At 64.3% G+C, this 10,882-nt stretch carries 11 protein-coding genes and 1 pseudogene; 8 read left to right on the top strand and 4 right to left on the bottom strand.

Features of this window, described 5'->3' with window-relative positions:
• A partial coding sequence (locus B4U45_RS29760) for a hypothetical protein (protein WP_277996405.1) occupies positions 1 to 570 on the top strand: 570 nt, incomplete at its 5' end.
• A 76-nt stretch (positions 571 to 646) separates the two neighbouring features.
• Here B4U45_RS29760 and B4U45_RS01445 read toward each other — a convergent pair.
• A pseudogene (locus B4U45_RS01445) lies at positions 647 to 1,413 on the bottom strand (fructosamine kinase family protein).
• Positions 1,414 to 1,454: 41 nt separating this feature from the next.
• Positions 1,455 to 2,084, bottom strand: a complete 630-nt coding sequence (locus B4U45_RS01450; protein WP_075549893.1) for a nitroreductase family protein — start codon at positions 2,082 to 2,084, stop codon at positions 1,455 to 1,457.
• Positions 2,085 to 2,253: 169 nt separating this feature from the next.
• Between B4U45_RS01450 and B4U45_RS01455 the strand changes: the two genes are divergently transcribed.
• Entirely contained in the window at positions 2,254 to 3,219 is a 966-nt protein-coding gene (locus B4U45_RS01455) for a carbohydrate kinase family protein (protein ID WP_075549892.1), read from the top strand.
• 5 nt (positions 3,220 to 3,224) lie between these two features.
• On the opposite strand, the gene B4U45_RS01460 is transcribed toward B4U45_RS01455, so the two are convergent.
• Complete coding sequence (locus B4U45_RS01460) at positions 3,225 to 3,818, bottom strand: TetR/AcrR family transcriptional regulator (RefSeq protein WP_075549891.1); 594 nt, start codon at positions 3,816 to 3,818, stop codon at positions 3,225 to 3,227.
• A 537-nt stretch (positions 3,819 to 4,355) separates the two neighbouring features.
• Between B4U45_RS01460 and B4U45_RS01465 the strand changes: the two genes are divergently transcribed.
• The 5 genes from B4U45_RS01465 (at position 4,356) to B4U45_RS01485 (ending at position 8,956) form a co-directional block, all read left to right on the top strand.
• Entirely contained in the window at positions 4,356 to 5,720 is a 1,365-nt protein-coding gene (locus B4U45_RS01465) for a PPE family protein (protein WP_122535215.1), read from the top strand.
• Between the two features lie 256 nt (positions 5,721 to 5,976).
• Positions 5,977 to 7,362, top strand: coding sequence for a PPE family protein (locus tag B4U45_RS01470; RefSeq protein WP_122526455.1), 1,386 nt, complete (start codon positions 5,977 to 5,979; stop codon positions 7,360 to 7,362).
• Positions 7,363 to 7,548: 186 nt separating this feature from the next.
• Positions 7,549 to 7,737: a hypothetical protein gene (locus tag B4U45_RS01475; RefSeq protein WP_183155006.1), complete on the top strand. Its 189-nt coding sequence runs from the start codon at positions 7,549 to 7,551 to the stop codon at positions 7,735 to 7,737.
• Positions 7,738 to 7,754: 17 nt separating this feature from the next.
• Positions 7,755 to 8,135, top strand: a complete 381-nt coding sequence (locus B4U45_RS01480; protein WP_206744167.1) for a PIN domain-containing protein — start codon at positions 7,755 to 7,757, stop codon at positions 8,133 to 8,135.
• Between the two features lie 392 nt (positions 8,136 to 8,527).
• Positions 8,528 to 8,956, top strand: a complete 429-nt coding sequence (locus B4U45_RS01485; RefSeq protein WP_075549886.1) for a cellulose-binding domain-containing protein — start codon at positions 8,528 to 8,530, stop codon at positions 8,954 to 8,956.
• A gap of 458 nt (positions 8,957 to 9,414) precedes the next feature.
• Here B4U45_RS01485 and B4U45_RS01490 read toward each other — a convergent pair whose 3' ends face one another.
• The gene (locus B4U45_RS01490; protein ID WP_075549885.1) at positions 9,415 to 10,242 is read right to left on the bottom strand and encodes an SDR family NAD(P)-dependent oxidoreductase; all 828 of its coding nucleotides are present in this window, start codon (positions 10,240 to 10,242) and stop codon (positions 9,415 to 9,417) included.
• Between the two features lie 315 nt (positions 10,243 to 10,557).
• On the opposite strand from B4U45_RS01490, the gene B4U45_RS30225 reads away from it, so the two are divergent.
• Entirely contained in the window at positions 10,558 to 10,878 is a 321-nt protein-coding gene (locus B4U45_RS30225; protein ID WP_423734681.1) for a hypothetical protein, read from the top strand.
• Positions 10,879 to 10,882: the final 4 nt, after the last annotated feature.

A 10,882-nucleotide genomic window follows, 5' to 3' on the forward strand; every position in this document is an offset into this window, starting at 1 on the left:
GGCAACGGCGGAGGCGGCGGAAACGGCGGGAATGCGGTGGGCATGGTCAGCGTCGGCGGGGCCGGCGCGGCGGGCGGCAAGGCGGGCTTGCTCTTCGGCAGCGGCGGGGCCGGCGGGTCCGGCGGCAGCGGCAACCAAAGCGGTGGCGTCGGGGGCGCGGGCGGCAACGCCGGCTTGCTGATCGGCAACGGCGGAGTCGGCGGACAAGGCGGGATCGGTGGGATCACCGCGGGCAAGGGCGGCGCCGGTGGCGCCGGCGCCCTGGTGATCGGCAACGGCGGCGACGGCGGCGACGGCGGAAACTCCTTCCAGGCCAACGGCGGCGACGGCGGAACGGGCGGCAACGCGGGTCTGTTCGGTGGTGGGGGCACCGGCGGCGCCGGCGGCGGAAGCGGCAGCGGCGGGGGGCCCGTCGGCAAGGGCGGCAACGGTGGCAACGGCGGCAACGCCCAGCTGGTCGGCAACGGCGGCAGCGGCGGCAACGCCGGGCCTGGCGTTCCCCCCGGCGTTCCCGGTGCCGGCGGCACCGGGGGGCTGTTGTTCGGCGCAACCGGTGTCAACGGGGCTTAGCGAGGTGGTCAACCACTGAGCCGATACCGACGTCCGTTGGCTCCCGACAACGGATTTCGCGATGCGACCAGGAACCTCAGAGAGCCAATGCGGCCCGGGCGGCGGCATGCGTCTGTCGTGCGTACCCGCCGCCGAACAGCACAACATGCGCCAGTAGCGGGAAAAGCTGGTGCAGCCCGATTCGGTTGCGCCACCCGGGTTTCAGCGATCGCACCTGCTGGTATCCGGCGAGCATGGCGTCGTAGTGCGGGCAGCCGAACAACGCAAGCATCGCCAGATCGGTCTCGCGGTGGCCGGCGTGCGCTGCCGGGTCGATCAGCACGACCCCGGCGGGTGTCCACACGAGATTGCCACTCCACAAGTCCCCGTGCAGCCGGGCCGGCTGGTCGTCGTCGTCGAAATCACCTGCACCGCAACGCCTGACGACACCGTCGATCAGGCCGGGGTCGACGCATCCAACCACACCGCCGCCAGATCGGCCATCGGGACCAGCCGCTCCTCGGCATAGAAGTCGCCCCAGCGTCGGTGCCGCCGTAGCGACATCGGCAGCGGCTGCGACAACGGCCCGAAAAACCCCGGTCCGTCCCACCCGTCGGGCCCTGCGCCGAACGCCGGTGCACCCGCATCGTGGGTGACGGCAAGCCGGCCGCCGAACGCGTGTGCCGCTTCAGCGCTCGGTGTCACCGAATCAAGCCGCCGCAGGGTCAGACTCGTTGCGTTGACTGATACGACCGTGGCGCACGGTACACCGCCGTCGGCATGTGAAAGCCATTGCAGCCCTGCGGCTTCCCAGGCGAAATAGCCGGCGGGCGCGCCAGCATGGCGCTTGACGAACTCGGTCACGCTACTTTCAGATCAATGGTCATCTGTCGCACGTCTTCCACCTACCGAAATGCCCGATTGCCGTATCTGTCGAGCGAGACGACGTCGGTGACCGGCCGGCGCGTCGTGGGACCGTATTTGCCGATCGGCCAGCCAAGAGGGATTACCGCGCACGGCGTGACATTCCATGGCAGCCCAAGTGCCCGCCGCGCCAGCAGCTTGCTCCACAGCGGCACGGTGATCAATGCCGCACCCAGCCCGGCCGCACGCGCGGCCAGCAGCAGGTTCTGCACCGCCGGATAAATGGAACCGTAAGAGCTGCTCGTCGCCACCGACGGCCAGGGCGGAATGACGCCCCTGAGGCAGGCGACAATGACGACGGGGATCTCCTCGAAATGGTCGGCCTGCCATCGCACGGCCTTTTGCAGCCGAAGCATCTTCGCGTCACCGCGGCGTTCGAAGGAACGCTTGTACATCGGGCTGACGAGGTTCATGGCTCTGCGGTTCAAACGGCCCAGTTTCGCGACTGTTTCGCGATCCTTAACGACGATGAACTCCCAATTTTGCGCGTTGGAACCGGTCGGCGCCTTCATGGCCAGCTCGAGTAGATGGAGCACGAGGCTGTCGTCGACCGGATCGCTTTTGAGCCGCCGGATGGCACGCTGAGTACGCATCGCCTCTTCGAGGGGCATTGTCAAGGGCTCTTGATGCGCTGTCATGACCACAATTCAACACGGCCGACCCAGGATGCGATGCCGCCGCACCGGCATCGTCATAGAGTGGCCGCGTGGTTGTGTTGCCCTGGCGAAGACGGCCGCCATCGCCTCATCGATGCCGGACAGGGAAAGGGCCGACCGCCCGATGACCCGAGTCGAGATCGCTGTCGTCGGTGTGCACGTCCTCGACACCCATGTCCTCGGCATCACGTCCATTCCCGAGGGGTCGCAGGGCCAGCTCGTCCCGACGATCAAGATTTCCCCCGCAGGCACCGCGGGCGGCACGGCCGTCGTTCTGCGCCGGCTCGGGGCAACAGTCCATTCCTTCGGCGCGGTCGGCGCCGACGCGATGGGCGACGCCCTGCTGGCGATGCTGCGCCGTGAAGGGGTCGACGTCGGTGGGCTGGTTCGGACCACGACGGCCCAGACCTCGGCGTCGGTCATCCCGGTGCGCCCTAATGGTGACCGACCGGCCTGGCATTGCGTGGGCGCCAATGCCATGTTTCGGCTCGAAGACCTCAACCTGGACGAGGTGATCCGGTCGTCGCACCTTCACCTGGGCGGTCCCGAGTTTCTCGGGGGTCCGGCGGCCGGCGAGCTGTTGCAGTATGCAAAAAGCAACGGGCTCAGCACATCTGTGGACATTCTCGCGCCAGGGGACCCCGGGCTGCTGCAGTGGATCGCCGACGTCCTGCCACATACCGACTATCTGTTGCCCAACGACGAACAGGTGCTAGGTTTCACCGGCGCGGCTGACGTCGTAATCGGCGCACGTCGTCTGCTGGCTACAGGTGCCGGCTGCGTGGCGGTGACCCGGGGAAGCAAAGGCGCCGTAGTCGTTTCGGATGCAGAAACTGTCGAAGTGCCCGCGTTTGCAATTGATGTGGTGGACACCACCGGTTGCGGTGACGCGTTCTCGGCCGGATTCATCCTCGGGCGCGCGCTCGGGCGCGACCTTCGAGAAGCGGCTCGCCTCGGATGCGCTACCGCAGCGCACGTCGCCACCGGAATCGGAACCGACGCCGGCGCATACGATCTCGATCTGGTCGAAGCGTTCGCCAGCGGCGATGACAGCGGGAGTCCTCGTCGCACATCGAGAAGGTCAGAATAACGTGATCAGTTGTCCTTGATGGTCACGGAAACGCGCGGCGTCGGGTCGTCATCGCCGTGGGGGAGCCGCTGCCATGCGGCATCGACCAACGGCTGTAGAAACAGCTCGCCCATGAGCCGCACCAGCACGTCGATCGCTTGCTTTGATTCGTGACGTTCGGTGGAGGCCACTCCGCTTCCACGCAGTTCGGTAACCTCACGGCGAACGTTGTCGATCAACACGTCGAGCAGCGGTATCGGCTCATTCTTTTCTAATTCGAATGCCTCTCGACGGATGTAGTTGAGCACCGGCGGGTTTTCGGCCAGCATGCGCTGGACCGCCTCCCGCCGGGCGGTTGCCGCCGCCGCGGGGCCTTCCTGATTGTCTACTCCGGCAACCGCTTGCCAGAAATACTCCGCGACCAGCTCGTCGACGGCCTGGCGAAGCCCGGCCTTGGTCTTGAAATGGTGCTGGACCAGTCCCAGCGTCACCCCGGCCTCGGCCGCGATCGCCCGCAACGACACCCGGTCCTCGCCGTACTGCGCGTACAGATCCAACGCCGCGTTTCGGATCCGGGCCTTGGCGGTCAGGTCGTCGTTTGTCGCCCGGGGATTCTGCACACCGGACCTCCTTCGAATGCAGTCGCAGGAATCGTACCTAGACCGCGGCGGGGCTGGGAGCTGAACAGTTCTTCGGCCGCAGAGCCATAGTGGGAACGTCAGTGGGCGGTACTGGGTCCCGACTGTCTCCGCCGCCGCCAATCCGTTGATCGCACCACCGGACCCATCTGCCCGACCGCAACCGTCCGGGCTTGCGCTGTGCGCGCAATCGGGGCGAGGACGACGACGAACCCAGCTCTCGCAAGAAACCAACCGAGCGTTGACCAAATGGTTGACTTGTGCAACAGTAGCCAATACGTCTGTATTGTAGCCAATACGTCCGTATGAGGTTGTTCGAACGGATGTCACCGGCTGGGTTCGGCGAGTGGTCTCGGAAGGGGTTTGTGGTTGTGACGTTGCGGCTGGTTCCTGAGGGGTTGACGGCGGCCAGTGCGGCGATGGTGGCTCGGCGATGATCGCGTTGCCCGATCCGGTGTTTAGCGCCGTGGCTGTCCAGCAGCTCGGAGCGGCCACCCATGGCGCCCGCGGAGGGGCGGTATGACCGCGGCGGTGTGGATGGCCTCGCCGCCAGAAGTGCACTCGGCGTTGCTGTGCGCCGGCCCCGGGCCGGCCTCACTGGTAACCGCCGCCACCGGATGGTCCTCGCTCAGCGCCGAATACGCCTCGGCGGCCGACGAACTCACCCTGACATTGGCAGCACTTCACGCCGGAGCCTGGCAAGGCCCCAGCGCCGAAATCTGCCTAGCCGCCTACACGCCGTATCTGGCATGGCTGATCCAAGCCAGCACCGACAGCGCCGCCACCGCCACCGCCCACGAGACCGCCGCCACCGCCTACCTCAGTGCGCGAGCAGCCATGCCCACCCTGGGCGAGCTGGCCGCCAACCACGCCACCCACACCGTGCTGCTAGCAACGGACTTCTTCGGCATCAACACCATCCCCGTCGCCCTCAACGAAGCCGACTACGCACGAATGTGGATCCAAGCCGCCACCACAATGAGCGCCTACGAAGCACTCACCACCACCACAGTGACCACCGCACCCCACACCCCACCAGCACCACCAATCCTCAAAACCAACGCCGACGAAGCCGCCAACCTCGCCCAAACCCTCACGCCATTCCCATGGACCGAAATCATAGAGTTTCTGGAGAAAGTGGCGAGCGGTTATGAAATTGCATTAGCAGTGCTCTTGTACTGCGCGGAACAGATCGCATATGCCTTTCCGGCCATAATCAATGACATCATCGCGGGCAATTTCACCGCGGCCGGTGTGGCATTATTTCTCATGATCATCTACGGGATAACTATTGTTAATCTGATTTTAGCTACTGCTTTCCTATTTATTCCGCTGATGATTCCAGTTACCATCGTGGGTCTTACAGAGATTGTTGCCGAGTGGATTATCGGGAATATCTTTGCAATATTAACGGGTCCCGTTGCGACGGCAGCGATGCTGGGCGCTCTTGTCCCGCAACTGGGCGGGATAGTCGGTGCGGCCGCCGCAGCTGGTATGGCCGCGGCGGCCGCGCCGGCGGCTGGTGTGGTGACTGCACCGCTGTCTGCCCTGGCTGGCGCCAGCATGGCTGCAACAGCCGCGGGTGGTTCTGGTGCGGTTTCACCAGCATGGATGGTGAACACGGTGACCACCAACGGGGCTGCGAGCCAATCGTCGCTGCTGGCTTCCGATCGCGGTGCCGAGCGCCTCGGATTTGTCGATACCGCACCCAGGACCAGCGTGACCCAGCCCGGGGGTTTGATGACGTTGGGTGATGAGCCCGGTGGCGCTGCGCGTATGCCAATACCGCCGGCTGGCTGGAATGCGGATTTCGCGGATACCGAAAGTAGCAGACAAATTCAGCAACTGAAGTTTTCGGATGAGTGGGCTGCGGCGAAGTCGTGAGGCCCATGGGCTGCCGGTGGTCTCGGAAGGGGTTTGTGGTGGTGTCGTTGCGGGTGGTTCCTGAAGGGTTGGTGGCTGCGATGATTGCGGCGCCCGATCCGGTGTTTAGCGCCGTGGCCGTCCAGCCGCTCGTGGCGGCCACCCACGGTGCTCGACAGCCGAGCCGGCCAGGAGCGGGCATCGGCAAGGCCGAGCTAGGTGATGGCACCGGCGACGGGGTGGCGGCGACATCCCGTGGCGTCCATGGAGGGGCGGCATGACCGCGGCGGTGTGGATGGCCTCACCGCCAGAAGTGCACTCGGCGTTGCTGTGCGCCGGCCCCGGGCCGGCCTCACTGGTAACCGCCGCCACCGGATGGTCCTCGCTCAGCGCCGAATACGCCTCGGCGGCCGACGAACTCACCCTGACATTGGCAGCACTTCACGCCGGAGCCTGGCAAGGCCCCAGCGCCGAAATCTGCCTAGCCGCCTACACGCCGTATCTGGCATGGCTGATCCAAGCCAGCACCGACAGCGCCGCCACCGCCACCGCCCACGAGACCGCCGCGACCGCCTACCTCAGTGCGCTAGCAGCCATGCCCACCCTGGGCGAGCTGGCCGCCAACCACGCCACCCACACCGTGCTGCTAGCAACGAACTTCTTCGGCATCAACACCATCCCCATCGCCCTCAACGAAGCCGACTACGCACGAATGTGGATCCAAGCCGCCACCACAATGAGCGCCTACGAAGCACTCACCACCACCACAGTGACCACCGCACCCCACACCCCACCAGCACCACCAATCCTCAAAACCAACGCCGACGAAGCCGCCAACCTCGCCACCACCACCGTCCAAACCCTCGCCTCAACCCCGTGGGTGGAGATCATCCTCGAGCTACTACTGTTAATACCGAAAATGATTCTTGAATTCATCGCGGGGATGGTGGTCGCGACAATTTTTGTGCCAATATTTGGTGCATTAATCCTTTTTGAGCTCTTCGCGCTTGCAATTGGCGTGGCCTTCATCGCATATCTGTTCTTGACGTTCCACTTCGGCATGGCTTTCAGCATGGTTTTGTACTTAAGCATACTCGAGGTTTCGCTAGCAATTACATTCCTTGCAATCGGCATTATCCTTCTCTTTCCCATCGCGTGGCCCCTGAGCGCAGTTTTTAACGTGGTCGGACAGATCATCGGGAATGTGTTTGGCATGGCGGTGGGGCCGCTGGCCGGGGCTGCTGCGGGCGCAGCGGTTGGCGGACTCGCCCCGAGTCTGGGCGCGACAGCGGCAGGGATCACGGCGCCGGCGGCTGGTGTGGCTGCGGCGCCGATCGCGGCCGTCGCCGTCGACAGTGTGGCGGCGCCGACATCGGGTTGCGGCGTGGATTCGCACGCGCGGCTGGTATCGGCGGTGGCCGCGGATGGGGCTGTGGATCAGTCGTCGGCGTTACCTTCCGACCGCGGCGCTGACGCCGTTGGCTTCGCCGGCACCGCACATCACGGCAGCCCGATTCGGCCCGGGGGCTTGATGACGTTGGGTGACGAACTCGACGGTGCAGTGCAAGTGCCGATGGCGCCGGCGAGCTGGAGTGCGCCGGCGCTGGGCGGCACCGGCGAGGCGGAAGTCCGCGCCGCCGAGACGCTGCTGAGCAACTGCTGACACCACCGATTATTGACAGCGGCGAAAGAGTTTGCCCGACAGCATAATTCAGAGCTGGCACACCCCAAATGGGCACAGTAAACGTCGCTCTGACCGGCGTCCTGTTCGAGCGGTACCCAATGAGATCCATCGACGGTGTCGCGTCGACGGGAAGAGCGCTTCACGGTCACCAGGAATGGAATCCCGGTGGCCGACCTGGTGCCCCATGACCGGGCCGCGGCGGATCGACGTCGACGATTCGTGCCGGTGGCAGAGGTCGCAGCCAGCCTCAGGCGGCTTCCTGACTGGGACGTTGAACGCTTCGCCGCCGAACTACGTAGGCTCGACGCCGCGGTGGACGATAGCGATGCCAAGCGCTGGGCCACTACCCGGTGATCACGGTTCACGAACGCGTGCTGCTGGATACGTCCGTGGTGGTCGACTATCCGGCCGACGCGGTAGCTGCTCACGCTGATGCGGCCGCGGTCAGCACAATCACGGTTGCCGAACTGTCGTATGGCCTGCATACCGAGGATCCGCTGCTTGACGCCGCGCGCGAGCAGCGATACCACTGGATCGCCGATACATTCGACCCGATACCGTTTGACGCGGGAGCCGCACGCATCTACGGGGCTTTGTGCGCGAATGTTCGTGCGGTTGGCCGAGATCCGAAGCCGCGCCGATTCGACATACTGATCGCCGCGGTGGCCGTCGCTCTGGGGATTCCGCTCATCACCCGCAACGAGAACGTCTTCCGGAGCATTCACAGCGCCCTGCGCATCATTACCGTGTAAGAGCAAGCCCTGGTGGACGTGTTCGAACGGTGCTCGGGGCAGTTGGATACTGCTAACCTGCCGTATCCGATTCCGTCGCATACCTGCTCATGAGGTCGCCGTGGAACCGTGAGCGGCGCTACGGCGAATGGGTTGATGTTGCGATACCAGCCGACCCGCCCTGGCGATGGCGCGGGAGACTGCTCGTCTGCTGGCGGCTGAACGACTCGGCTCCCTCGATGAGGCTGAGGTTCCGGCTCACCCCGTCCGCAAGTTCGCGTTGGGCCGGCCCCATACATGATTCAGGGTGGATCGAGACGAAAATTTCATGACGGTTTCGGTTGAGCAAAGTTACTGCAGCTTGCTCGCGATGCGAGGGCGATATCGCCTGTTTGGTCTTAGTGTTGGCTGCCATGGCCGGACTGAAGAATTACGTGAAGCGCTGGCGCACAGCGCTTCACGTATCCGTGTCGGCACTGAAGGTCGCCATCCTCGGACTCACCATCACCCCCGTAGCTCATGCGGCCGCGGCGACGGCGACGTTGGCGGTCGAACACACGTGGCAGACCGGTTTCATCGCTCGCTTCGCCATCACCAACTCGAGCATGGTGCCCCTTGCCGATTGGAAGCTTGAATTCGACATGCCGGCGGGACAATCCGTCCTACACGCATGGAACAGCACCGTCACCCAATCTGGCACCCACTATGTTCTCACCCCCGCGAATTGGAATCGCGTCATCGCACCCGGCGGTTCAGCCACGGGTGGTTTCAGAGGCGGGCTGAGCGGTTCCTACTCGCCACCGTCGAATTGCCTGCTCAACGGGCAATATCCATGCAGCTAGAGGCGACGCAGCACTTGACTGTGCGCCTAACCTCGGGATCGGTAGCGCCCGGGTACCGATGCGGGAGGGAATGCCCGCCGATCAGCTCCAAGTGGCGTTAGCCCGCCATACCGGAGCGGCGCCAAGTCGAGGGGCGAGGGGAGCGCGGCCAGGATTCCGCTCGCCGTGGAACTCTTCATACTGCCGCAATAGTCGGTGGGCGCACGACGCCAGCCTCGGGTTGGTCGTGACATCGAGATAACCCTGTGCGGTGCTGTGCACGCTGAACAGATGCCGTCGAAGGTTTGCCGTCGGGAGCGCACCTCGATATACGGCAGCGCAGGAATGCCAGATCCATGATGGTTAAGAATTCGACACCGCCGAGATTCACCACGTGATCACAAATCGGTGCCACCGGGTTCTGCGGCCATCGCACAGGTCTTCGACAATCTGCCCCGGCAGGCATGGAGAAAATACTGTTACAGGTGGCCTATCGTTGCCAGAGTCCGATCCCACAAGTCGCTGGCAAGGTGCGGGTCACAGGCCGAGCGGCTGGCTTTCCCGATCTCGCACTTCGCGTAGTATTCGCCTGGCTGCCAATCGATACCGGGTGTGCTTGACGCGAGGCGGACCAGCGGCGCGGCTCCCTGATCTGCGGTCGCAAACAGTCGCGGAAGTGACAACTTTTCCAAGAACGCAAAAACCCGTGAACCCGAAGCCCGGCTGAAATTGGTGGCGACCACACCAGGGTGTACCGCCACAGCCGACAGTCCGTCAGCATGGTAGCGTCGATGTAATTCCTTGGTGAACAAGATGTTTGCCAGCTTCGAGATGGCATAGGCGACGATGGGGCGGCGCCCCTGGGTGTTCTCGAAGTCGACAATGGCAGTATGACGAACCCATTTATGCGCGCCGCTGGCCGTATTGATTACACTGGCCCGGGACTCGACCAACAAATCCAACAGCTGCGTAGTGAGTAAAAACGGCGCCAAGTAGTTGACCTGATAAGTCATCTCGTAGCCGTCAGCCGTCAGGTGGGGTTTGTTCGTCATTCCACCCGCATTGTTGACCAAAACGTCGATGCGTGGGTACTGCGACCGTATTTTGTCCGCCAGGGCTCGAACCTGCCAAAGATCAGCGAAGTCTGCCACGAAATAGTCCGCGCCCAATTCCGCGGCTACAGCGGTAGTCTTGCTTCGGCACCGGCCAACCACGACGACGTTTTCGTCGCTTTGACTTAGCCGGCGTGCCGCCGCGGCGCCAATGCCGTCGCTGGCACCGGTAATGACGATCGTCCTTGCTGACACGCTCGGAGCATATCCCGGCGATTGACACCGGAAGGCGACATTGCTGTTCAAATAACCACTGACGGGATCTCAATGCGGCGACGGACGACAAGGCCGGGCCCCCCTCTCTGCCAACCTTGGGTGAGGCACTCGCCCCCTGATAATTAGTGACCCGAGGGCGGGGATGGAGAGTTTCCCCGAGATGACGAGCAAGGTGACCGTATTGGCCCCCCCGGTAGGGATCGATGATCCTGGTCGGGTGGATGGCGATAGTACCCAGCGGCCCGATCCGCAGGTGCCCGAGCGGGCGAAACGCCGTTCACCGCCAAGTACAAGTTGGAGATCTTGGCGGCCTATGAGGCTGCGGCCGAGGGTGAGAAGGGCGCGTTGCTGCGCCGTGAGGGCCTGTATTCCAGCCACATCGTTGAGTGGCGGCGGGCCCGCGACGCGGGCGCGTTGGCGGGGTTGGCTGCCCCGCGTGGACGCAAGCGGCGCGACCCACAAGGTGAGCGGATCGCCCAGCTGGAGGCCGAGAAACGCCAACTGGAGCAGGAGCTGGCCAAGGCCCGCTTCGTGGTGGATGTCCAGGCAAAACTGCACGCGCTCTTGGAGACGCTCTCCGAGAGCGCGGAGCCCGAGAACGGGTCGAGGAAGTGAGCGA

Source organism: Mycobacterium persicum, assembly GCF_002086915.1.
Classification (GTDB): domain Bacteria; phylum Actinomycetota; class Actinomycetes; order Mycobacteriales; family Mycobacteriaceae; genus Mycobacterium; species Mycobacterium persicum.